The following is a 23,498-nucleotide window of genomic DNA, read 5'->3' on the forward strand; positions in this document are numbered from 1 at the left end:
GGGGGGGGGCAGCGGGCCGCGGATGCGGCCGTAAGGCGTTGCTTCGGGTGGCACGGCACGAAGGCGGCCGAAGCGCCTTGCTGCGAGTAGTTCGGAACGGAGACGGCCGAAGCGCCTTGCGGCGGGTGGCACGGCACGAAGGCGGCCGAAGCACCTTGCGGCGGGAGACACGGCACGGAGGTGGCCGCAGGGCGCTGCCTCAACTGGTCAGTGGAGGCGCGGACATACCGGAATCGCACCGGGCGCGAACCGGCGGGCAACCGGCCGTTCCTACGGTGACCGCCGCACACTCCGCGACCGCGAGAGGACGCCTCCGCATGGACACCGAAGCCGCCGTCACGGCCGCCCCTCCCGCCACGGCAGAGCGGAAGCGGCTGCCGGAACCGCTCGGGGCCGGATTCCTGGCCCGGCCGGAGGAGACGCTCGCCGAGATCCGGGAGACCTGTCCCGTGGCCCGGATCAGGACGCCCGCCGGACGGCCGGCGTGGCTGGTGACCCGTGCCGAGGACGTGCGCGCCGGATTCCTGGACCCGCGTCTCTCCCTGAGCGGCGGCCGCGTTCCCGACCCGGACGTGCGGCGGCGCGCCCTGGACGTGACGCTGGTCAACTACGACCCGCCCGACCACACGCGGATCCGCCGCCTGGCCACACCTGCCCTCACCCCGGCGCGCATGGCCGCCCACCGGGAACGCATCGAACAGGCCGCCGGTGAACTCCTCGACGCGGCCGACGCGGCCCGCGGGCGGGGACCGGTGGAGCTGATGGACGCGTTCGCGCGCCCGTTCGCCTTCCGGTCGCTGTGCGAGGTGTTCGAGGTGCGGGAGGAGGAGCGGGCCGCGCTGTACGGACCGGTGGCGCTCCTCGCGGACAAGACGGGCCACACCGCTCGTGCCGTCGAGGAGAGCGTGGCCCGCATCGACGCCTTCGTCCGCGGCGAGATGGCCCGCCGCGAGGCCGCTCCGGGTGAGGACGTCGTCTCCCGCGTCCTCGCCGCCTGGCACGAGCAGGGCGGTGCGAGCGAGGACGAGGTCGCCTCCCTCCTGGCGATGCTGCTGCTGGCCGGCTTCGACAGCACGGTGCAGGCGATCGGCATGAGCGTGGTGGCACTGCTGGGCCACCCGGACGTGCAGGACTCCCTGCGGAACGAGCCGGCGCGGATCCCGCGCGCGGTGGACGAGTTGCTGCGCTGGGACACCCCGGGCCCGTTCAGCACCAAGAGGGTGGCGCTGGAGGACGTGCGGTTCGGGGACACCGTCATTCCGGCGGGCAGCGGTGTCCTGCTGTCCGTGGCGGCGGCCAACCACGACCCGCGCTGCCACGCCGACCCCGGAACGCTGGACCCCGACCGCGGTACCGCCGGCCGTCACCTGAGCTTCGGCCTGGGTCCGCACTACTGTCCCGGATCGGCGCTCGCCCGCCTGGAGCTCACGGTGACCCTCACCGCCGTCCTCGGCCGCTGGCACCGGTTGGAACTCGCGGTGCCGCTGCACGAACTGGCATGGGGCGGCGGCTATCTGCACCGCCGCCTGGCCGCACTGCCCGTCCTGCCCCACGGGCCGGCGTAGGCAGACCGGCGAAGGCGGACCTGCGGAGGCAGGCCAGCGGGGGGTGCCTGCGAAGTCAGACCGGCGGGAGTGTGCCGAGGCAGCCGGACGGCGGCTCGGCGGAGGTGTGCCGAGGCAGGCGGACGGCGGCTCGGCGGAGGTGTGCCGAGGCAGGCGGACGGCGGCGGACGTGGACGGACAACGAGGTCGTCGTCGCTTCATCTGCCCGCCGCGGCCCGCGCCCGTACCGCTACGGCGCCGCGGCCGCGAAGGGCCGCGTCAGAGATCGCCCGGTGCGCCGAGTCCCGTCAACGCGCCGACGGGGTCGAGGTCGGGGGTGCCGCGAGGCCACCAGTCGTCCTGGCCCGGCTCGGACTCGAAGGCGTACCAGAGACCGTTGCGCCCCAGGCGGAGCTGGGCGTGGCCGCCCGGGTGGGTCAGGTGGTTGCGCCAGGGACGGAAGGCGGGGAGGTCGGCAGCCAGGAGCAGCGGCCTCGCCCGGTCGAACCGGCCCGCCGGTGGATCCCAGGGCTCTTCGAGCACGGCGAGCGCGTCGAACCCGCCCTGCCGCCAGGCGGCCACCGCCCGCGCCAGATCGGAGGGGGTCCGCCGGGTCGCCGTCGCGAGCGAGGCGTAGAGGGCCCGGGTGCCGGCGGTCAGACCCGATCCGGGACGGGCGGCGGCGATACGCACCGCGTCCTGCCAGAGCGTCAGGTCCGCCACCGGATCACGACCCGCGGTGAGCAGGGCGTGCGCACGAGCCGCCGCGTCCGTCGCCAACTGGTCGAGCGCGAACGGGTCCGGGCCGCCCGGAGCACCCGGATAGGCCGGTGGCTGCTCGGGATGGGCGGGCGGCTGCAGCGGCACGGGCAGGGGAGGCAGCACGCGTCGGGTGAGCACGTCACGGGCGCGGACCCCGGGCAGCGGCGCCGGTTCCCGCTCCTGGGACGCACGCGCGGCGCGGGTGGCGTTGCGCCGCGACAGCGCGTCCAGCAGTTCGCGCTCGCCCCGGCCGCGCAGCAGGAGCAGCACGAACGGGTCCTGGTCCAGCAGCCGGGCCGTCTGATAGCAGAGCGCGGCCGCGTGCTTGCAGGGATGTCCGAAGTCGGGGCAACTGCAGTGCGGTTCGAGCTCGCCTGGGCCGGGGAGCAGGTCGACTCCGCACTCCGCCAGAGACTTCGGCATCTCCTTGTCGAGGAGGGCGGCGATGTGTCCGGGCCGCTCGGCGGCCGCGTCGAGGAAACGGTCCCAGTCGGCGTCGGCGAGGGTCCGCACCCTGATCTGGACGCGGTACGGCCGTGGCCGGCTGCCGTGCACGTACGCGAGGACCAGACCGGGGGTGACCGTGATGGCGTCGACGTGCCCCTGCCCGGCATACGTCCGGCCGCGCGCCAACCGCCCCGCGTCCAGGGCCCCTTCCTCCAACGCCGTGACCCACGCGTTGCCCCACCACGTCTCCGCGAACGCGCCGCCCACGGCGTCCCGTGCCGGGAACCTGGGGAACGTACGGCGCAACTCCCCGTCCCGGCCCGGGGAGGCCATGGACCGCGGCAGCCGCTCGCCGAGAGCGGGGTTCGCCGGGGCGGGACGACCGGGTGCGGGGCGCCGGTCGGGCTGCGACTCGGCGTGCGGGTCGGGCTGCGATTCGGGGTGCGGCGGGCGCGCGTCCGGCTTCGCCTCGCTCACCTCGGGGGCCTTTTCCGAGGCCGTGGGCTGCGGCCCGGACGGCTCCGGCGAGGGATCGGGCCGAAGCGGCTCCGGCGAGGGGGTGGCCGAGGTAGGGGAATCGGGTGTCCGGGACTCGGTTGCGCGGTAACCGAGCTGCTCCGCAACGGAGTTGACGGCATCGCCGACCGCGCCCCGGGAGCCGGGCCGGGTATGCGTGCGCAGCCCCGGGGTGAGGGGGTCCGAGCCGCCCGCCGGCGCCTGGAAGGTTGCGTCGGCCGTCGTCGCGTCGACCTCTCCCTCCGGATGCGCGAGGGGACGTCCGCCCGAGCCGTCGTCGGCGGGGTGCGCGGGAAGCCCGGGGTCGGACACCTCGGGCGGGAGCTGGAAGGCACCGGCGAGCAGCTCCCTCAGCTCCTGGGCACGCGACGCTCCCTCGGAGTTCGCCGCGCTCGCGCCGCTCCGACGTCCTCGGGTGCCGCCGGCCGACGCCTTGCCGGGCCGAGTCCGCGCCCCTCGCTTCGCGCCAACTCCACGACCCACCACACCTGTTGCGGCCTCCGCTGCATCACCCCCGGCCGTCCGGGCCCGCTTCGCCTCGTCGCGTGCGGCGCGCAACGCCTCGCGGGCGATGTCGCCTGGGCGCGCACCCTCGGTCGCCCCCGCCTCCGAGACACCGGGCGTGACGGACCCCGCCGCCTCGGTACCGCCTGCCTCGGCACCTCCTGCCTCGGTACCGCCCGGCGCACCCCCGCCACCGTCCCGGCCCGAACCGTCGACCTCGTCGACCACCTCACGGACCTCGTGGCCGACGCCCCAGGTCACCGCCTCCGCCGCGTCCTCATCGCCGGGCGCCGAACCCGACATACCGCCACCGCCACGCCAACTCCGCGCGGCAGATGGGGCGTCGGCACCCACACCGCGGCCGCTCCGGCCGGCCTCCACGGCCGCGCGGGTACCCGCGCGGGTCACGCCACGCCCGCCCGAGGACCCCCGCCCACGGGTGTCGGCCTGCTCGTCGTCACTGACACCGTCACCGTCAGACCCGACAGCACCCGTACGAATCCCACCGGCACCGGCGGTCCTCGCCGCCTCGGTCGCCCGTCGCAGGGCCTCGCGCGCCACGTCGCCGGGACGCGCCCCGGCAGCGGACCCCGGCTGAGAAGCCCTGCCCGCACCGGACCCCACGGACGAGCCGGACGTGGGGGACGAGCCGGACGACGGAGGAGACGCCGAGGGCGCAGGCGGCCCGGCCGACGAGAACCCCTCGTCGGGCTCGCCGCGCCCACCGGCCCCCTCACCGGAAACCGAAGACGAAGGCGAGCCCGCAGCCGAACCCGCGCCCGAACCAACTCCCGCACCCGCAGCCGCACCCATCGGCCCGTCGGCCGCACCCGACTCCCGGCCGCCCCGCTCCCGGCTCTCCCCGCTCTCCCTCTCTCCGCTCCGCTCCCGGGCGGCCCGCAGCGCCCGGCGGGCCACGTCCGCGGGGCGGTCCCCCGGCTCCGGTCGAGGCAGGGCCGTGCCGTCGGCCGGTACGCCCGACCCGGTCTCGTCCACGCGGCTCTCCTCGCCCTCGGTCCCGCTCACGTCGGCCTCCGGAGCGAGACGAGGTCGGACAGCTCGCGGTCGGTCAGCTCGGTCAGGGACGCCTCGCCGGAGCCGAGGATCGCGTCGGCGAGGGCGCGCTTCGCCTCGAGCATCTCGGCGATGCGGTCCTCCACCGTGCCCTCGGTGATGAGGCGGTGGACCTGGACGGGCTGGGTCTGGCCGATGCGGTACGCGCGGTCGGTGGCCTGTTCCTCGACCGCGGGATTCCACCAGCGGTCGAAGTGGACGACATGGCCGGCGCGAGTGAGGTTCAGGCCGGTGCCCGCGGCCTTGAGGGACAGCACCAGGATCGGGGTCTCACCGCTCTGGAAGCGGTCCACCATGCGTTCGCGTTCGGCGACCGGGGTGCCGCCGTGCAGCAGCTCCACCGGAACGGCCCGCGCGGTCAGGTGGGCGGTGATGAGGCGGGCCATGCCGACGTACTGCGTGAAGACGAGGGCCGAGCCGTCCTCGGCGAGGAGGGTGTCCAACAGCTCGTCCAGCAGGGCGAGTTTGCCGGATCGGGCGGACGGTCCGTGGGCGGCGGCCTCCGGGTCCTCCTTCAGGAACAGGGCCGGGTGGTTGCAGATCTGCTTGAGGGAGGTCAGGAGCTTGAGGACGAGTCCCCTGCGGGCGATGCCGTCGGTGGTCTCGATCGCGAGCAGCGACTCGCGGACCACGGCCTCGTAGAGGGAGGCCTGTTCACGGGTCAGCGGGACGGGGTGGTCCGTCTCCGTCTTGGGCGGCAGCTCGGGGACGATGCCCGGGTCGGACTTCTTGCGGCGGAGCAGGAACGGGCGGATCAGCCGCGCGAGACGGGCCACCGCCTCCTCGTCCTCGCCGTTCTCCACGGCGCGGGCGTGGCGGGCGCGGAAGGACTTGAGGGGGCCGAGCAGGCCGGGGGTCGTCCAGTCCAGCAGGGCCCACAGCTCGGAGAGGTTGTTCTCCACGGGGGTGCCGGTGAGGGCCACGCGCGCGGGGGCCGGGATGGTGCGCAGGGCCTTCGCCGTCGCCGAGTAGGGGTTCTTGACGTGCTGCGCCTCGTCCGCGACGACCATGCCCCACGGCTGCTCGGCGAGGTGGGCGGCGGCGGAGCGCATCGTCCCGTACGTGGTCAGGACGAAGCCGCCGTCGAGGTCGTCGAGGGAGCGGTCGGAGCCGTGGAAGCGGCGCACGGGGACGCCGGGTGCGAAGCGGGTGATCTCCCGCTGCCAGTTGCCGAGGAGGGAGGCGGGGCAGACCACCAGGGTCGGTTCGCTGCGGGCCCGCCGCAGGTGGAGGGCGATGAGGGTGACCGTCTTGCCGAGTCCCATGTCGTCGGCGAGGCAGCCGCCCAGGCCGAGGGAGGTCATGAGGTCCAGCCAGGCGAGGCCGCGCAGTTGGTAGTCACGCAGGCGGGCCTGGAGGCCGGGGGGCGGCTCGACGGGGGTGAGGCCGGCCGTGAGACGGTCGCGCAGGGTGGCGAGCGCGCCGACCGGCACGGCCTCGACGGTCTCGCCGTCCACCTCGGCGGTGCCGGTGAGGGCGACGGAGAGCGCGTCGACGGGGTCGAGGAGGCCCAGTTCGCGCTTGCGGGCCTTGCGGACGAGCGCCGGGTCCACGAGCACCCACTGGTCACGCAGCCGCACGACGGGCCGGTGGGCCTCGGCCAGGGCGTCCATCTCGGCCTCGCTGAGGGGGTCTCCGCCGAGGGCGAGCTGCCAGCGGAACTGGAGGAGCTCCTCGCTCTCGAAGAAGCCGGTGCCGTCCGTCGCCGAGCCGGGCGCGGGGCGCACCACCGCGGCGGCGCTGAGGTCCTGGGCGAGGTCTCGCGGCCAGTGCACGGCGACGCCGGCCGTGCCGAGGCGGGCCGCGGCGACGCCGAGGAGGTCCGACAGCTCTTCCTCGGAGAGGGCGAGCACGTCCGGCACGTCCTGCTCCGAGAGGCGGTCCAGCGGGGGCCAGACGCGGGCGGCGCGGCGGACGGCGAGGGCGGCGTCGACGCGCGCGCGGGGTCCGAAGACGTCGTCGGCCTCCCCCGCCCAGAGGGCCGCCGCGTCGATGACGAGGGTGGGGTCGGCGAGGCTGTGCACCTGGACGACGGCGGCGCCGGCGCGCCGGGCGCCCTCGCCGTCGTCGAAGAGCTGGTAGGCGGACAGGTCCAGGCGCAGTGAGATCCGTACGCCCGCGTCCATGCCGGCGGCGACCTCGGCCGCCCAGTCGTGGGCCCCGGACAGCCGCTGGGGCGCGCGGGCCGCGAAGGGGAGGCCGGAGACGTAGGGCGCGGCGGGGGTGCGCGGGAGGGTGTCGGCGACCGCGTCCAGGAAGGAGCGCATGAGGGCTTCCGGCTCGGGCAGCCGGAGGGGTCCCTTGCCGGGGAGGGGGACGGCGTGTCCCTCGTACGGCAGGGCTCCGGCGATCGCCCGCAGGTGGGCGACGTCGTCCTGGTCGAGGGGGCCCGCGCGCCAGGAGTCGAAGCCGTCGGGGGTGAGCCCGGGAAGCAGCCATCCGCGGGCGACGAGGCGCAGCGCGTGCAGTGCGGCGGCGCCCCAGCAGGCGGTGGCGGGATGGGCGGCGGGGTTGCGGCGGGCCGCGGCGAGCAGGGGCAGGGCCTCGCCGACGGAGAGGGTGAGGGCGGGCACGGTGGCCCGGCGGACTCCGGAGCCGTGCGGTCGTACGACGGTCAGCTCGGTCCGTTCGCGCGCGGGCGGACTCGCGGAGCGTCCGCTCGGCGAGGCTGCCTCGGGCTCCTTTGTGGCCGCCTTCTCGTGCTGGTCGTCGGAGGGCGTCGGTTCGCCGTCCGGGTCCCAGAACGCGATCCGTCCTTCCCGGGGGAGCGGTGCGGGCAGGAAGACGGCGGCGAGCCGCACGGAGGGCAGCGGGACGGTGGGCGGCTCGGCGGTGGGCACCCGGTCCGGGAGGGCGGGCGCGGCGGGCACCTGGGCCGGGGAGGGCCAGGCGGGCGCCCACTCGGCCACCGCGTCCATCGCGTCACGCATACGTCCGGTCACCTCCCGCCCCTGTGTCGCGTCAGTTGTCTTCGACTCTACGGGCGGGGTCGGACAATCGGCTCCCACGGCCACGCGGGGCGGGGAGGGGCCCGGCCGGGGCGCCGGTCCGGGGATCGGGCGGGGTCGGTGAAGGGGTGCCACAGGTGTGCCGGAGCGGCCGTCGGTGCGCCCGCCGGGTCCTGCGGGAACCGTGCGGATCGGGGCTGCGGGACGCGGGGTCCGCGGGACTCGCTACGGAATGGTGCGCGAGACGACGTACACCATGGGGTGTCCGGGCTCGGAGCGGTTCACGACGATGTCCTGGGTGGGCGCGGGGTCCTTCTGCTTGTGCACGAGACCCGACCAGGGGCCGGGCCCGCCGAACTCCCAGCCGACGACCTTCTGGTCGCGGTCGCCGATGGTGATGTCGTCCTTCTTCAGGTTGTCGGCCTTGGCGCCGACGCCCTTGAGGAACCCGTCGAGGCCCGCCTCGGTCGTCCCGAACTGGACGTAGAGGCGGCTGGTCTTCCAGTTGTTCGTCTCGTAGTACGCGACGTCGGTGGACCGGCCGGGGATCGGGATCTGGTAGAGGCGGCGCTGCACGCGGGAGGGCCAGCCCGCGGTGAGGCCGGTCGCCGAGTACTTCTCCTCCTTGTCCTTGCCGCTGTCGCGGCTCTGGTTGGCGGAGATCACCAGATAGCCGGCCGGTACGCCGATGAGCAGCACGATGATCAGCAGCGTCAGGGCGCGGCGGCGGAACCGGTGCCGGGGGTCCTCCGGGGGCCGGTCGGGCTCGTCCGGGGAGGTCGCCTGGCGGGGAAGCGAGGCCGTCACATCGACTCCTGCTCGGTCGAGCGGCGGGACTCGGCGTAGCGCTCGTACCGTTCGTAGCGCTCCACGCGGCGGCGCTTGGCGCGCCGGAAGCGGCGGGCGACGAGACGCGCGAGGTCGGCGGCACCGACCATGCCGGCCTCGGGGCCGAGCTGGGCGCGCGCGATCCGGGCCTCGGGGCGGTAGCCGCGGCCGGTGAGGTGGCGGCGGAACGCGTCACGGGCGGGCCCGATGAGGAGGTCGTCGGCGGCGCTGACGCCGCCGCCGATGACGAAGCAGGAGGGGTCGAGGGCGGCGGCCAGGTTGGCGATGCCGACGCCGAGCCACTGGCCGATGTCCTGGAGGAGCTCGATGCACATGGCGTCGCCCTCGCGGGCCAGCTCGGTGATCATCGGGCCGGTGATGTCACCGATGCTGCCCTTGACGTGCTCGATGATCCCGTACGCCACCGGGGAGTCGGCGGCGGCGAGCTCGCGGGCCTCGCGGACCAGCGCGTTGCCGGAGCTGTACTGCTCCCAGCAGCCGCGGTTGCCGCACGGGCAGCGGTGGCCGCCGGGCACGACCTGCATGTGCCCGAACTCGCCGGCGACGCCGAACTTGCCGCGTTTGACCTGGCCGTCCTCCAGGATCGCGCCGCCGATGCCGGTGCCGAGCGTGATCATGACGAGGTGGTCCTCGCCGCGGCCTGCGCCGAACCGCCACTCGGCCCAGGCGGCGGCGTTCGCGTCGTTGTCGACGAGGACGGGCACCGCGAGGCGGCCGGCGAGGCGGTCGCGCAGCGGCTCGTTGCGCCAGGACAGGTGGGGGGCGAACAAGATGCGGTTGCGGTCGGCGTCGACCCAGCCGGCCGCGCCGATGCCGACGGCGTGCACGTCGTGCCGGTCGGAGAGGTCCAGGACCAGTTCGAGGATGGTGTCCTCGACCACCTTGGGGCTCTTGGACTTGTCCGGCGTCTCGGCGCGGACCTTCTCCAGGATGTTGCCGTCGGCGTCCACGACGCCCGCCATCACCTTCGTGCCGCCGATGTCGATACCGACGGTGGGGACACGGGGGGCCGTCAGGTGCGAACGGCGCTCGCGTGTTCCCACGGTCCGCAGGACGGTGGCCCGCGCGGAGCCCATGGAGGTGCTCCCTGCCCGAGCGGAGCCGAGAGCTCGGGGGAGCGCGAGGTCGCGGTAGGTGCTCATCGCGCCGATTCTGCCTTACGCCGTACCGGGGCCGCACCGCGGAAGCCCGGGGGCGGGGGTGACCCGCGGCCCGTCCGGGGCCGGTCCAGGCACACCGGCGGAGCCGAACGGGTCACTCCCCCGCACCCCTCACGCCGTGCGGTTCTCCAGTTCGTGCCGCAGGTCGTCGAGCTCGCTGCCGCCCGCCATCTGGCGTGTCAGCTCGTCGAGGGTGATCTCGTCACGGGTGTGGCTGCCCGACATGGCTCCGCGCTTGAGGAGGACGAAGCGGTCGCCCACGAGGTACGCGTGATGCGGGTTGTGGGTGATCAAAACAACACCCAGTCCGGCGTCCCGGGCGGCGGCCACGTATTTGAGGACGACACCGGACTGTTTCACGCCGAGGGCGGCGGTCGGCTCGTCGAGGACGAGGACCTTGGCGCCGAAGTAGACGGCGCGGGCGATCGCCACGCACTGGCGTTCGCCGCCGGAGAGGGTGCCGATCGGCTGGTCGACGTCGCGCAGGTCGATGCCCATGCGCAGGAGCTCCGCGTGGGTGGTGCGGCGCATGAAGTCGACGTCGAGGTGCTTGAAGGGGCCGACGCCCTTGCGCGGCTCGGAGCCGAGGAAGAAGTTCCGCCAGACCGGCATCAGCGGGACGACGGCGAGGTCCTGGTAGACGGTCGCGATGCCGAGGTCCAGGGCCTCGCGCGGGGAGGAGAGACGGGTCTCCTCGCCCTCGATGCGCAGCGTGCCCGCGTCGTGCTGGTGCCGGCCCGCGATGATCTTGATGAGGGTGGACTTGCCCGCGCCGTTGTCGCCGAGCACGCAGGTGATCTCGCCCGCGTGGACCTCGAGCGAGACGCCTTCGAGGGCGCGGATGTTGCCGTAGTACTTGCTGACGTCGTCGAGTTCGACGAGCGGCGCGCGTTCCGCGGCGGCGGGTTCCTTGGTCATGTTCGTGTCCGTGGTCACTTCGTCGCCTCCGCGCGCTTGCGGACCCAGTGGTTGAGCAGGGTCGCGAGGAGCAGCATCACGCCGAGGAAGAACTTGAACCAGTCCGGGTTCCACTCGGCGAAGACGATGCCCTTGCTGACCATGCCGAAGATCAGGGCGCCGACGGCCGCGCCGACCGCGGATCCGTAGCCGCCGGTGATCAGGCAGCCGCCGATGACGGCCGCGATGATGTAGATCAGTTCGTTGCCGACGCCCTCGCCGGACTGGACGACGTCGAACGAGAACAGCAGGTGCTGGCCGGAGATCCAGGCGCCGAACGCGACGCCCATGTAGAGGCCGATCTTGGTCTTGTCGACGGGGACACCGACCGCGCGGGCGGCCTCCTCGCCGCCGCCGACGGCGTAGATCCAGTTGCCGACGCGGGTGCGCAGCAGGATCCAGGTGGCGACCGCGACCAGGGCCAGCCACCACAGGATGGTGATCTTGAAGTCGACGCCGCCGATGGTGAGGGTGGAGGCGAAGACGTCCTTGGCGGAGGAGAAGCCCTCCATGTCGGAGATCGACTTGGTGGAGACGGTGCCGCTGATCAGCTTGGTGAAGCCGAGGTTGATGCCGGTGAGCATGAGGAAGGTGCCGAGCGTGATGATGAAGCTCGGCGGGTCGGTGCGGGTGAGCATGACGCCGTTGAAGACGCCGATGGCGAGGGTGACGAACAGCGACACGAACACGCCGACCCAGACGTTGGCCGTCATCTGGTAGCTGAACATCGAGGAGATCAGCGCGGAGCTGGTCACCATGACGCCCGCGGAGAGGTCGAACTCCCCGCCGATCATGAGCAGGGCGACCGGGACGGCCATGATGCCGATGGTCGAGGCGGCGTACAGGACGGTGCTGAGGCTCGCGGCGCGGACGAAGCTGTCGGCGAAGACCGCGAAGAAGAGGAAGACCGCGATCGCGCCGACCACGGAGCCGAGTTCGGGGCGGCCCATCAGCTTGCGCAGAGGTGAGGTCTTCAGGAGGCGCTCGTCGGTCTCGGGGCCGGGCGCCGGAGCGGGTGCCGTGGCGGTCATCGGGTCCCCCGGTCCGCGTACTGCTCCAGCTTGGAGGCCTGGTCCTTGGTGATGATCTGCGGCCCGGTGAGGACCGGCTTGCCGCCGCCGAGGACGTCCGCGTTGTACTTGTACAGCCAGAGCAGGTCCACGGCCTCGTAGCCCTGGAGGTAGGGCTGCTGGTCGACGGCGAAGCCGAGGGTGCCGTCCTTGAGCTCGGCGGCCACCTTGGCGTTCAGGTCGAAGGTGTCGATCTCGGCCTTGCTGCCCGCGTCCTTCTTGGCCTTGACCGCGGTGTCCGCGAACGGGGCGCCGAGCGTGACGACGGAGTCGATGGACCCGTCGGCCTGGAGCTTGGCGCCGATGGAGGACTGTACGTCCGGCATGCTCGTGCCCTGGACGTAGATGTTCTGCACGGTGCCGTGGAAGGTCTTCTTGATGCCGGCGCAGCGCTGCTCGTGGCCGACGTTGCCCTGCTCGTGCAGGACGCACAGGGCCTTCTTGCGGCCCCGCTTGTTCAGCTCGTCGCCGACGGCCTCGCCGGCGATCGTCTCGTCCTGGCCGATGTGGGTGAGCGCGCCGAAGGCCTTGGACTCGGCGGAGCCGGAGTTCACGGTGATCACCGGGATGCCGGCCTTGTGGGCGCGGGCGACGGCGGCCTTCATGGCGTCGGGCTTGGCCAGCGTGACGATGATGCCGTCGACCTTCTTGTCGATCGCGGCGTCCACGAGCTGGGCCTGCTGCTGGGCCTCGTCGTCGTGCGAGTAGAGGAAGTTGATGTTGTCCTTGACGGCGGCCTGCTTGGCGCCGTTCTGGACGATGTCCCAGAAGGTGTCGCCGTCGCCCGAGTGGGTGATCATGGCGAAGGTCCACTTGGGCGTGTTCACCGCGGCCCTGCCCTGGGCCGCGGCGGCCTTGCGGGCGTCCTCGGCCCGCTTCCCGCCGGTGCTGCTGCATCCCGCGAGGGACACTCCCAGCGCCCCTGCGAGCGCGATGCTTACCCAGGTCCGAGTCCGTGCCACGAGGCCGTGCCCTTCTTGCGTGCTCCTTGGTGTGCCGGGCCCTGCGGTCCTGCCCGGGGGCCGTTCCGCAGGCCCTTTCGGACCGGCTTCGTACCGGCCCAAACGACCAAGTATCAATCACGGGGCTCGTCCGCCCGACCAGCGGGTCCCGCGCGCGGTGCGTCCACGCGGCGCGGTACGACCTTTCCCGTGACGGTGGCGGCGTCCCCGCGGCCCGGCGCGTGCCCGTCGGTCAGGGGCGCCGGCGACCCCGGTCCCGAAGGTCGACAGGTGCGAAGGTCACGGCCTGACGAGGAGCTGGAACTCGAAGGAGTAGCGCGAGGCGCGGTAGATGTGCGTGCCGAACTCGACGGCGCGGCCGGTGTCGTCGAAGGTGGTGCGCTGCATGGTGAGCAGGGGTGAGCCGGCCGGCTCGCCGAGCCGCTCGCCCTCCTCCTCGGTGGCCGCGCGGGCGCCGACGGACTGCCGGGCGCTGTGGAGGGTGATGCCGGCGGTGCGCATGAGCCGGTAGAGACCGGTCGCCTCCATCCGGTCGCCGTCGAGTTCCAGCAGGCCGGGGGGCAGGTAGTTGCAGAGGTACGCCATCGGCTCGCCGTGCGCGAGACGCAGCCGCTCGACGCGGTGGACGTCGCTGGTCTCGGTGACCCCCAGGGCGGCCGCGACCGCGGTGGACGCCGGCTCGACGGTGTTGACGACCACCTGGGTGGCGGGGCGCTGGCCCGCCGACTCCAGGTCGTCGTAGAGGCTGCTGAGTTCCAGGGGGCGTTTGACCTGGCTGTGCACGACCTGGGTGCCGACGCCTCGGCGCCGTACGAGCAGGCCCTTGTCGACCAGGGACTGGATGGCCTGGCGGACCGTGGGGCGGGACAGCCCGAGCCGTCCGGCGAGATCGATCTCGTTGCCGAGGAGACTCCCCGGGGTGAGCGCTCCGTGCTCGATGGCGGCCTCGAGTTGCTGCGACAGCTGGAAGTACAGCGGGACCGGGCTGCTGCGGTCGACGCTGAGCTGGAGCGACACGGTCGGATCCACATCTGGTTTCGGCACGGCCCGAGCGTAGCTCCGTGAGATGTTGACGGGAAGTTGTGAAGTTCGATTGTCCGGACAAACCATTGACAGGGCGGCGGGTCGGCCCTCAGTTTGTTCCCATGCGCATCGGACTCATCGGAGCGGGTCGAATCGGCACATTCCATGCCACGACTCTCAGCCGCCACCGTGAGGTCGGCGGCTCCCTCATCGTCACGGACGCGGACCCGGTACGGGCCCAGCGGCTGGCGGACCGGCTGGGCGCGACGGCGGCGCCGAGCGTGAACGAGATCTTCACCTGGGGCGTGGACGCGGTGGTCATCACCGCCGCCACGTCGGCGCACGCCGAGCTGATCGGCCGGGCGGCGCGCTCCGGGCTCCCGGTCTTCTGCGAGAAGCCCATCGCCCTCGACCTGCCGGGCACACTGAGCGCGCTCGCCGAGGTCGACGCCGCGGGAACGGTTCTTCAGATGGGGTTCCAGCGCCGCTTCGACGTGGGCTACGCGGCTGCCCGCGAGGCGGTGCGGTCGGGCCGGCTCGGCCGACTGCACACCGTCCGCGCGATGACCTCCGACCAGTCGCCGCCGCCGGCCGGCTATCTCCCGCTCTCCGGCGGGCTGTACCGCGACTGTCTGATCCACGACTTCGACGTCCTGCGCTGGGTGACCGGCCGCGAGGTCGTGCAGGTGTACGCGGTCGGGTCCGACGCCGGGCCCTCGATGTTCCGCGAGGCGGGCGACGTCGACACCGCCGCCGTGGTCCTCACCTTCGACGACGGCATGCTCGCCACGGCGACGGCCACCCGGCTGAACGGCGCGGGCTACGACGTCCGCATGGAGCTGGCCGGCGAACGGGACCAGATCGGCGTCGGCCTGGACGACCGCACCCCGATCACCTCGACCGAGCCGGCCGGTCCACCGGCCGCGGACAAACCGTGGACGGGGTTCCTGGAACGCTTCGGGCCCGCGTACGAGGCGGAGCTCGCCGCCTTCGTCGAGGTGGTCCGCGGCGAACGCGCCAACCCCTGCGACGGACGGGAGGCCCTGGAGGCCCTTCGCATCGCCGAGGCCTGCGAACTGTCCCGCCGCGAACGCCGCCCGGTGTCCCCGGCGGAGATCCCGGGCGGCCGGGACTGACCCGGCCTCACGGCAGGCACCGTCCCCAACCCGATCACTCACCTCCTCTCCACAGGCTTTCTTCACGCGCCCATCAGGCGAGAAGCCGCACGGCGGGAGTCTCCCGGTCGACGGCGAGCAGCAGATCACAGTGCTTGCACGTGAGCCGGTGGGGCCGGACCAGGTTGGTCTGGATACTGCAGGTGCCGGCCTCCTTCGCGGTCGGGCAGTAATAGGCGAGATGCAGCCGTACCCACGGGTGGCCGATGGGTGCGGCTGCCTTCCCGCCGTCGCGGAGGTCGGTGAAGGGCGCCCACCAGAAGTCGAGCAGCGCCCGGACCGCGAGTCGCTCCAGGCCGCTCGTGGTGTCGAACCCGGCGATCCTGGCGGGGGCGTGGTGCCGCTTGAACCCGCTGCGGCTGCCGGAACACAGCGCCTGCTCGGCTCCGCGCTCGAACAGCGTCGTCCGCCCGGTCCGCTCACAGATGAAGCAGTCCAGGCTGAACTCCAGCGAGGAGCGCCAGTAGAGCCGGTGGGTGTCCTCCCGCTCGGTCAGCTCCGCTCTGATCTCCGCCGTACGCAGCACGGTCGACGCTCCTCTCGTCCCGCGGCAAACCGGTTCACCACCGCACCGGCACCCGTCGTGCCCCGCGCATCAGCATGCCGGGCAGCCAGCCGCTCGGCGGTCCGTCGAGAGCCAGGTCCGGGCAGCGCTCCAGCAGGGAGCCGAGCGCCACGCGGGCTTCGAGCCGGGCGAGCGGGGCGCCGAGGCAGTAGTGGATGCCGTGTCCGAAGGCGATGTGGCCGCGGGCCTCGCGCCGGATGTCGAAGCGGTCGGGGGCCGGGTACCGCGTGCCGTCGCGGTCGGCAGCGGTGAGGCCGATCATCACCGCGTCGCCGGAGGCTATCGCCGTACCGTCGATGTCGAGCGGCTCCGCCGCGTACCGGAAGGTCGCGTTCTCCACCGGGCCCTCGTAGCGCAGGGTCTCCTCGATCGCGCCGTCCAGCAGCGTCATGTCGGCCCGCAGGGCGGCTAGTTGGCCCGGGTGGGTGAGCAGGGCGTGGACCGCGCCGGCGATGAGGTTGACCGTCGTCTCGTGTCCGGCGACGAGCAGCACGAAGGCCATGCCGCGCAGTTCCTCGGGCGAGAGACGGTCGCCGTCCTCGGCGGTGGTGCGGATCAGCCCGCTGAGCAGGTCGTCCGCGGGTCCGGCGGACCGCTTGTCCTCGATCAGATCGCCCAGGTAGGCGGCGAGCCGGACGAAGGCGTCGTACTCGCTCTCGGCGCTGGTCGGCGCGACCGCCTCGGTGGACAGCGCGCGGAAGGCGGCCCGGTCCGGGGCGGGCACACCGAGCAGCTCGCAGATGACGGTCAGCGGGAGCGGATGGGCGAACGACTCGACCAGGTCGGCGCGCCCGCGCGGCAGCATCGTGTCGAGCAGGTCGTCGGTGATCTCCTGGATCCGCGGGCCCAGTGCCGCCACACGCCGCGGGGTGAACTCACGGGCGATCAGGCCGCGCAGCCTGGTGTGCTGCGGCGGGTCGGCGACCAGCAGATACTTGCCGATCAGCTCCTCGTCGAGGAACGTGATGCCGATCTTCTCCGCGTCCTTGGCCAGCCGGGGATCGGCCAGCGCGGCCCGCGCCTGCTCGTACCCGACCACGAGCCAGGTCTCGTGGTGCGCGTCCGGCGGCGGCAGCCGCACCCGGTGCACCGGGCCGAGCGCGCGCAACTCGGCGTAGACCGGGTGCGGGTTCTCGGTGAACCCCGCCCCGTACTCCCCCAGATCGATCACGCCTTCCCCTCCCCCGTCACCCCGCACAACGCACGAGCCCCCCGCTCAGTGCCCGTCCTCCTCCAGCAACCCGGCGTCGTACGTCAACAAGGCCACCTGGACCCGGTTGTTGAGGTCGAGCTTGGCGAGGATCCGGGAGACGTGCGTCTTGACCGTGGCGACGCTCATGAACAGTTCGGCGGCGATGTCGGCATTGGAACCGCCCCGGCCGACCGCCACGGCGACCTCGCGCTCCCGTTCGTTCAGGACGGCGATCCGTGAACGGGCCTCGGACTTGCGGGCGTCGGCGGAGGATCCCGCGGCGTGCGCGATCAACTGGCGGGTGACGGTGGGCGACAGCACCGGGTCCCCGGCCGCCACCCGGCGCACCGCGTCCAGGATCTCCGCGGGCGGCGTGTCCTTCAGGACGAACCCCGCAGCGCCCGCGCGCAGGGCACGCAGCACCTGGTCGTCGGCGTGAAACGTCGTCAGGACCACCACTTGGGGCGCCTCCTTGCGGGCGCGCAGCCGCTCGGTGGCGGTGAGGCCGTCGACGTTCGGCATCCGGATGTCCATCAGGACGACGTCGGGCCTGGTGCGGTCCACCAGCTCTCCGACCTCGGCGCCGTCGGCGGCCTCGCCGACGATCTCGACGTCCTCGGCGCCGCCCAGCATGAGGGCCAGCCCCGCTCTCACCAGAGGGTCGTCATCGACGAGCACCAGCCGAATCGCAGTCATCCCCCCACCTAACCAGCTCGCCACCACGTTCCTCGCCCCCTCCACCCCTACCCGACCCGAACCCGGGGCTCCGTCCCGGACCCCGCTCCTCACACTCCGGAGGGGCTTAATCCTCCCGCCGGAATCTCAGCCACCGTCGGCCCGCGGCCGGGATCCGGCGTGAGGGGCCGTGCCGGTACGTCACATGCCCGTCGCTCACGTCCGGATCGAGCAGCTCCCACTGCTCGACCCACGTCTGATCCAACGGCGACGGGCGGATGTACCGGCACGGCCCCGACCCACCCACCGGACCGGAACCGGACCACACCCGAAACGCCCGGCGCGCAGCCGACCCTCACGGACCAGCCACCCCCCACGGCAACCAGGCCACAACCCGAAACCCCCCGCCCTCCTCGACCCCGTGCTCAAGCCGCCCACCCGCGAGCGAGGCCCGCTCCCGCAACCCGATCAGCCCCTGCCCGGACCCCGGCACCGACGGCACCTCTCCCGACGGCGCGGGATTGACGACGGACACGGTCAGGCCCTCTCCGGCCGCGCCCCGCACCGACACGGTGACCTCCGTACCGGGCGCGTGCTTGCGCGCGTTCGTCAGTCCCTCCTGCGCGATGCGGTACGCGGTGCGGCCGACGGACGCGGGCACGGCGTCCGGATCGGCGACCTGGTTGTCGAGGACCACCTTCATGCCCGCGGAGCGCGACTCCGCGACCAGTCCGTCGAGCGCCGCGAGCGTGGGCTGCGGCCGCCCCCCGTCGTCGGAGTCCGACGCCCGCAGCACCCCGATGATCTCCCGCAGATCCTGCAGTGCCTCGTGCGCGCTCTCCCGGATGATCCCGGCGGCCCTGGCGACCTCCTCCCGGGGCGCGTCGGGCCGGAACTCCAGGGCCCCGGCGTGCACGCTCAGGAGGGTGAGCCGGTGTGCGAGCACGTCGTGCATCTCGCGCGCGATGGCCTCGCGGGCGAGCTGTTGCGCCTGCTCGGCCCGCAGCGCCGCCTCGGTCTCGGCCCGCCGTGCCCGGTCCCGCAGACTCAGCATGAGCTGGCGCTTGGACCGTACGAACATGCCCCAGCCGACCACCGCCGAGGTGAGCAGCACGGTGACGGCCAGGGCGACGGGGTACGACAGATCGGGGTCGGGCCGGAGCAGGAAGTAGGCCGGGAGCAGGGCGAGCTGCGCGCCGGCGATCCAGGCGACGTACCGGAAGGGCCGGTGGACGGCGAGGGTGAACACGGCGACGAGCCCGGCGCCGCCCGAGGTGGTCGAGATGAGTCCGACGGGGATCAGGGCGACGGCGAGCCCGAGCGGCCAGCGGCGCCGCAGCCAGACCGCCGCGCAGGCGAGCGCGCCGATCCACTGGTCGGCGACCGCGAGGGCGTGCGGGGTGTTGGGGTCGTCGGCCAGCGTGTTCGCCGCCGCGATACCCACTCCGACGGCCAGAAGGAAACAGCCGAAGTCGACGATCCAGTCGCGCACCGTGCGCCGGGGCCGCCCGGAGCGGCCGTTCCGCTCGGCGTCGGGGTCGAGGTCCGCTGCCACCGCGGACGGCAGCAGCCAGCGCCGACCGCGCAGGGTCGGCACCGGTACGTCTCGCGGCACGCGGGCCGATTCGTCACCACTCACGGTCGACAAATCTACGCAGCCGAACCCGCCGCCACCTCCCCGTCAGCGCCTTCACCGACCAAAGTCGGCAGGCTTCAGACTTTCGTCGGAGCGAGGCCGCCGCACGGGTCGACTTTCCGCCGGGTACCCGCGCCCCGCGGCCGATGCGCGCGGGACGCGCTCGGGGCGAGGGTCGTGCCATGAAGCAGCTGCTGGAGGTGCTCGGATTCATCGCCCTGGTGCAGGGCGTTCTCGGTCTGATCCAGGGGATCACCGGCCGACTGCGCGGGTGGGGAGTCGTGCAGCGCCTCGACTTCCTGGACGGCTACGAGATCTACGCGAGTGCCGCACTCCTCGTCCTGGCGTTCGCCCTGTTCGCGGCCGCGGAGAGCAGCCGCACGTGAAGAGGGCGGCAGCAAACCGCACACGGATCGCGGGGTCGACCACCCGCACACACATGGCCGACCCCGCAGATTCGCTCCGTTCCTCAAGCCCTCAAGCCCTCAAGCCCTCAAGCCGCCAGGCCATCACACCGTCACACCGAGCCGTGGGGGACTCGGCATCGGGCGTCAGCAGCCGAAGTCGACCAGGTCGAACGTCACGTAGTGGTCGGCCGTGTAGTAGTCCTCCTGGGTCTCCTGCCCGGTGACGATGCGACGGGCGCCCCGGGTCGACGAGCCCGGGGTGATGACCGTGTACTCGTGGTAGTAGCTGGAGGACTGGGAGGGCAGGACGCCCTCGCGGTTCTGGAAGACGACGCCGTCCTGCGAGTACGGGAAGGGACCTCCCGCGTCGATCAGGTCGAGCGTGTCGTGCGCCTGGGACGGCAGCGCGCTGTAACAGATGCTGCCGACGGAGGCCGCCGCCGCGTTGGCCGGGACGACGGCGGTGCCGCCCACGAGGAGGGCGGACATGAGGGCCACGAGGGCACCGATACGAGTGGTACGTGGGGGGAATCTCATGGATCCAGAATGACGCGCGTAGACCATGGCATGTCAATGTCAAGGCGACTGATTTCTCCCGGCACGCCCGATGGTTTTTCCCCGAGTTAACGGCCTGCACGGCGCCCCCGCAGAGCATCCCCACGACCCCCACAAAGCCCGGAGTCCCGGCGTGCCGCCCGGACTCCGGGCATCCGCCCGCAGCCGGCGGTGACCTCCTCGCCGAGGTCACCGCGGAGCGGCCCCCGCCCGCCTCACCCCTCGTTCGTCGAGAAGAGGCCGCCCGTCGGACCCTGCTTGTCGCCGCCCTGGGCCTTCCGCAGGGCGTTGGCGAGACCCTCGATGGTGAGCGACTGGAGGATGACCTGGCCGTTGCCCTCCAGGGTGGCGAGCGACAGCCCCTCGCCGCCGAAGACCGCGTTCATCAGGCCCTGCCGGTTCAGGCCGCCGATGCGCTGGACGCCGTAGCGGATGCCGTCCTCGAAGGCGACGACGCAGCCCGTGTCCACCTCGATGCGGCCGCCGAAGTCCGCCGGGTTCAGGTCGATGAAGTTGCCCGCGCCCGCGATGATCACCGTGCCGTGCCCGGTGAACTTCTCCAGGACGAACCCCTCGCCGCCGCTGCGCCCGGTCCGGCCGCCCTGGAAGGCGATCCCGAACCGCACGCTCGACTCCGCCGCCACGAAGGCGTCCTTCTCCGCGAACCACGCGCGCGTGCCGTCCAGCTCCAGGGCCCGCATCTCGCCGGGCAGCACGCCCGCGAACCCGACGGTGCCCTCGCCGCCCACCGCAGTGAAGTACTGGAACGCCAGCGACTCGCCGGCGAGCGCGCGCTGACCGGCCTGCATGGCGGTGCCCATGGCCTGACGCAGCATGCCGCCCATGCCTCCACCACCGCTGCCGCCACCCCCGCCGGCCTGCTGCGCACCACCGGCGCCACCCGGCAGACCGGAGAGCCGGGTCTCCATGGTCACGCCGGTCGTCTTGAACAGGAACTTCCCTGCCTCGCAGTACACGGTCTGGCCGGGGCGCAGGCTCACGACCGCCATCTGCATGGCGCTGCCGACGATCTCTTGCTGAAGGGTCACGCCGGAAGAACGAGAGAAGCGGAGCGAAGAGTTCCGGCTCATCGGGTGAGGCGCCGTCCGGGGGTCGGCGCCGGGTGCGGTGAGTACGGCGTCCGTTCGCCGCCAGCGTCGCCGACTCCCGGCCGCTGGGATGGACCCATGACTTCTCAGGACATGGCGAGCGGCACGAACAGTGGAACGGGAACGGGCGACACGGAGGGCGGCAACGGGATGAAGGGCAAGGTGGCTCTCGTGACCGGGGGCAGCCGGGGCATCGGGGCCGCGACCGCGCTGCGCCTCGCCCGCGAGGGTGCGGACGTGGCCGTCACCTATGTGCGCGGCAAGGCGGCGGCGGAGGTCGTGCGGGCCGTCGAGGCGCTCGGCGTCCGGGGGCTCGCGCTGTGCGCGGACTCCTCGGACGCGATCGAGGCCGGTGCGGTGGTGGACCGGGTCGTCGAGGAGTTCGGGCGGCTCGACGTGCTCGTCAACAACGCGGGCGCGGGGGTGTTGGGTCCTCTGGAATCGCTGTCCCTGGCGGACGTCGACCACGTGCTGGCCGTCAACGTCCGGGGGGTCTTCCTGGCCTCGCAGGCGGCCGCACCGCACCTCGGGACGGGCGGGCGGATCATCACGATCGGCAGCTGCATGTCCCAGCGGGTCCCCGGTCCCGGCGGGACCCTCTACGCGACGAGCAAGTCCGCGCTGATCGGCCTGACCAAGGCGCTCGCGCGGGAACTGGGCGGGCGTGGGGTGACCGCCAACATCGTCCACCCCGGTCCGACCGACACCGACATGAATCCGGCGGACGGCCCCTTCGCGTCCGGTCAGGTCGCCCTGACCGCCGTGGGCCGCTTCGCCGCCGCCGACGAGGTGGCCTCGATGGTCGCGTACCTGGCCGGGAGCGAGGCCGCCTTCGTCACCGGGGCGGAGTTCGCCGTGGACGGCGGCCACGCGGCGTGACGCGGGCCCTCGTACGGGGCCCTACGCAGCCCGCGCCTGCGGCGAACCGGCACGCGGAGTGCCCGGCGGGCGCACCGCGAGGCACGGGGACCGCCCTGCGGGCGCACCGCAAGAACGGGGTCCTGTCGGGCGTGCCGGGCAACGTCACGGCCCGGGGGCCGCACCGATTCCGGTGCGGCCCCCGGGTGCGCGATCACCGGCCGGGTGAGGCGGTGACGCGGTACGGCGGTCGGATGGGGCCGGCGGGTCAGCCGCCCAGTTCCTGGTGGCGGGCCGCCAGCCGGGAGGCGCCGTCCTCCGTCAGGGAGCCGAAGAGACGCAGGCGGGAGATGCCGCCGTCCGGGAAGATGTCCACGCGCGCGTGGGTGCCGACGACCGGTGCGTCGAGGGTGAAGCGGTGGTTGGTGTCGGGCTGCAGGCGGGTGCGAGGCAGGACCTCGGTCCACTCCCCCGTGTCGCCGTCGCGGACCGACACCGACGCCCATCCGGCGCTGTTGCCCTTCAGGTACGCCGTGTCGATCTCGATCGCGCGGATCTCGGACTGGGCGACGAGCTGGTAGCGGATCCAGTCGTTGCCGTCGTCTCGGCGGCGGCGGGTCTCCCAGCCGTCGTCCATCTTGCGGGAACGGCCCGGCTGGATGGTGTTCGTGGCCGGGGAGTAGAAGCGGTCGGAGGCGTCCTCGACCTGGCCGCCGTTCTCCAGGGCGACGACGTCGAAGGTGCCGAGGACCGACAGCCAGCGCGGGTCGGGCACGACCTCGCCGTACACGCGCAGCCGGGCGATGCCGCCGTCGGGGTGCTGGTTGACGCGCAGGTGCGTGAAGCGCTGTTCGGCCAGGACGGCGAACCCGTTGGCCGCGTGGCCGCCGACCGCCGTGCGGGGCACGAGGGTCGTCCACTTCACGTCGTCCGCGAGGAGTTCCTCCGGGGACGGCGAACCCGGCAGCGAGGTGCCCTCGACGGACACCGCCTGCGGGTAGTTGCCGCGGAAGTGCGCCGTGTCGACCACGATGCCGCGGATCACGCCGGGGGCGCCGAGGCGGACCAGGGCCCAGTCGTGGTCCTCGGCGGTCGGCCACGGGTGCTCGGCCGAGACACCGCGGCGGCGCCGGGTCTCCCAGCCGTCCATGATCTTGCCCTTGTGCCCGAAGTGCTCGGGGTCGAACTCGGCGGCGCCGGGCACGAGGAGGTTCTCGCGCTGGGCGAAGAACTCGTCGTTCGCGGCCACGACCCCGGCGCCGAGCTGCCGGTCGGCGAGGTCGGCGTACTGGGTGAAGGGGAAGTCGGCGGTGCGGTAGTCCGCGTACGGGTCACCGCCTCCGTAGGGGTTCGCGTCTCCGGTGAAGGTGGCCAAAACGGGCGGGTTCTGCGCCGTCACGATGATCGATCTGCCTTTCGGGGGTCGGCCGTTGCGGATGGGGATGCGGGTGCCGGAGTGCGGTACGGCGGTCGGTGGTGCGGTTCGCGGGGGAAGGCGGGAGCGGGGTTC

General features: G+C 73.1%; 19 protein-coding genes. 4 read left to right on the forward strand and 15 right to left on the reverse strand.

From position 1 onward, the window contains the following. Positions 1 to 317: 317 nt before the first annotated feature. Positions 318 to 1,565: a cytochrome P450 gene (locus tag AB0C62_RS18810; RefSeq protein WP_362974487.1), complete on the forward strand. Its 1,248-nt coding sequence runs from the start codon at positions 318 to 320 to the stop codon at positions 1,563 to 1,565. Positions 1,566 to 1,823: 258 nt separating this feature from the next. Here the strand turns inward: AB0C62_RS18810 and AB0C62_RS18815 are convergent, their stop codons facing one another. The 8 genes from AB0C62_RS18815 to AB0C62_RS18850 all read right to left on the reverse strand — a co-directional run bounded on the left by AB0C62_RS18815 (position 1,824) and on the right by AB0C62_RS18850 (position 13,810). Beyond that, on the reverse strand, positions 1,824 to 4,076 hold the full coding sequence (locus AB0C62_RS18815) for an SWIM zinc finger family protein (protein WP_362974489.1): 2,253 nt from the start codon (positions 4,074 to 4,076) through the stop codon (positions 1,824 to 1,826). A 719-nt stretch (positions 4,077 to 4,795) separates the two neighbouring features. Next, positions 4,796 to 7,777 carry an SNF2-related protein gene (locus AB0C62_RS18820; protein WP_362974491.1) on the reverse strand — a complete coding sequence of 994 codons (2,982 nt, stop codon included), beginning with the start codon at positions 7,775 to 7,777 and terminating at the stop codon, positions 4,796 to 4,798. A 243-nt stretch (positions 7,778 to 8,020) separates the two neighbouring features. Next, entirely contained in the window at positions 8,021 to 8,602 is a 582-nt protein-coding gene (locus AB0C62_RS18825; protein WP_362974493.1) for a sugar kinase, read from the reverse strand. After that, positions 8,599 to 9,720: an ROK family glucokinase gene (locus AB0C62_RS18830; RefSeq protein ID WP_362974703.1), complete on the reverse strand. Its 1,122-nt coding sequence runs from the start codon at positions 9,718 to 9,720 to the stop codon at positions 8,599 to 8,601. The genes AB0C62_RS18825 and AB0C62_RS18830 overlap by 4 nt, the downstream gene beginning before the upstream one ends. A 195-nt stretch (positions 9,721 to 9,915) precedes the next feature. Further along, positions 9,916 to 10,722 (reverse strand): ATP-binding cassette domain-containing protein, encoded by an 807-nt coding sequence (locus AB0C62_RS18835; RefSeq protein WP_362974494.1) that lies wholly within the window; start codon positions 10,720 to 10,722, stop codon positions 9,916 to 9,918. Between the two features lie 14 nt (positions 10,723 to 10,736). Next, entirely contained in the window at positions 10,737 to 11,792 is a 1,056-nt protein-coding gene (locus AB0C62_RS18840; protein ID WP_362974495.1) for an ABC transporter permease, read from the reverse strand. Continuing rightward, positions 11,789 to 12,793, reverse strand: coding sequence for a sugar ABC transporter substrate-binding protein (locus AB0C62_RS18845; RefSeq protein ID WP_362974497.1), 1,005 nt, complete (start codon positions 12,791 to 12,793; stop codon positions 11,789 to 11,791). Before AB0C62_RS18845 ends, AB0C62_RS18840 begins: the two co-directional genes overlap by 4 nt. Before the next feature lie 279 nt (positions 12,794 to 13,072). After that, positions 13,073 to 13,810 carry a GntR family transcriptional regulator gene (locus AB0C62_RS18850; protein WP_362974705.1) on the reverse strand — a complete coding sequence of 246 codons (738 nt, stop codon included), beginning with the start codon at positions 13,808 to 13,810 and terminating at the stop codon, positions 13,073 to 13,075. A 128-nt stretch (positions 13,811 to 13,938) separates the two neighbouring features. On the opposite strand from AB0C62_RS18850, the gene AB0C62_RS18855 reads away from it, so the two are divergent. After that, a complete protein-coding gene (locus AB0C62_RS18855; RefSeq protein WP_362974499.1) occupies positions 13,939 to 14,952 on the forward strand; it encodes a Gfo/Idh/MocA family oxidoreductase in 1,014 nt (337 codons plus the stop codon). A 73-nt stretch (positions 14,953 to 15,025) separates the two neighbouring features. Here AB0C62_RS18855 and AB0C62_RS18860 read toward each other — a convergent pair whose 3' ends face one another. From AB0C62_RS18860 to AB0C62_RS18875, 4 genes are all read right to left on the reverse strand, one after another. Then, positions 15,026 to 15,517 carry a hypothetical protein gene (locus AB0C62_RS18860; RefSeq protein ID WP_362974501.1) on the reverse strand — a complete coding sequence of 164 codons (492 nt, stop codon included), beginning with the start codon at positions 15,515 to 15,517 and terminating at the stop codon, positions 15,026 to 15,028. 34 nt (positions 15,518 to 15,551) lie between these two features. Beyond that, positions 15,552 to 16,727: a cytochrome P450 gene (locus tag AB0C62_RS18865; RefSeq protein ID WP_362974503.1), complete on the reverse strand. Its 1,176-nt coding sequence runs from the start codon at positions 16,725 to 16,727 to the stop codon at positions 15,552 to 15,554. Positions 16,728 to 16,772: 45 nt separating this feature from the next. Then, positions 16,773 to 17,444 (reverse strand): response regulator transcription factor, encoded by a 672-nt coding sequence (locus AB0C62_RS18870; protein WP_362974505.1) that lies wholly within the window; start codon positions 17,442 to 17,444, stop codon positions 16,773 to 16,775. Positions 17,445 to 17,778: 334 nt separating this feature from the next. After that, positions 17,779 to 19,062: a histidine kinase gene (locus AB0C62_RS18875; protein WP_362974507.1), complete on the reverse strand. Its 1,284-nt coding sequence runs from the start codon at positions 19,060 to 19,062 to the stop codon at positions 17,779 to 17,781. A 179-nt stretch (positions 19,063 to 19,241) separates the two neighbouring features. Here AB0C62_RS18875 and AB0C62_RS18880 point away from each other — a divergent pair, with 179 nt between their 5' ends. Further along, positions 19,242 to 19,445: a hypothetical protein gene (locus AB0C62_RS18880; protein WP_362974509.1), complete on the forward strand. Its 204-nt coding sequence runs from the start codon at positions 19,242 to 19,244 to the stop codon at positions 19,443 to 19,445. Positions 19,446 to 19,610: 165 nt separating this feature from the next. On the opposite strand, the gene AB0C62_RS18885 is transcribed toward AB0C62_RS18880, so the two are convergent. Next, the gene (locus AB0C62_RS18885; RefSeq protein WP_362974511.1) at positions 19,611 to 20,003 is read right to left on the reverse strand and encodes a ribonuclease domain-containing protein; all 393 of its coding nucleotides are present in this window, start codon (positions 20,001 to 20,003) and stop codon (positions 19,611 to 19,613) included. A 233-nt stretch (positions 20,004 to 20,236) separates the two neighbouring features. After that, a complete protein-coding gene (locus AB0C62_RS18890; protein WP_362974513.1) occupies positions 20,237 to 21,070 on the reverse strand; it encodes an AIM24 family protein in 834 nt (277 codons plus the stop codon). Between the two features lie 210 nt (positions 21,071 to 21,280). On the opposite strand from AB0C62_RS18890, the gene AB0C62_RS18895 reads away from it, so the two are divergent. Continuing rightward, positions 21,281 to 22,009: a 3-oxoacyl-ACP reductase family protein gene (locus tag AB0C62_RS18895; protein ID WP_362974707.1), complete on the forward strand. Its 729-nt coding sequence runs from the start codon at positions 21,281 to 21,283 to the stop codon at positions 22,007 to 22,009. Between the two features lie 247 nt (positions 22,010 to 22,256). On the opposite strand, the gene alc is transcribed toward AB0C62_RS18895, so the two are convergent. Further along, a complete protein-coding gene (gene alc, locus AB0C62_RS18900; protein ID WP_362974515.1) occupies positions 22,257 to 23,387 on the reverse strand; it encodes an allantoicase in 1,131 nt (376 codons plus the stop codon). Between the last annotated feature and the right edge of the window lie 111 nt (positions 23,388 to 23,498).

The sequence above is a fragment of the Streptomyces sp. NPDC048643 genome (assembly GCF_040650615.1).
Lineage (GTDB): Bacteria > Actinomycetota > Actinomycetes > Streptomycetales > Streptomycetaceae > Streptomyces.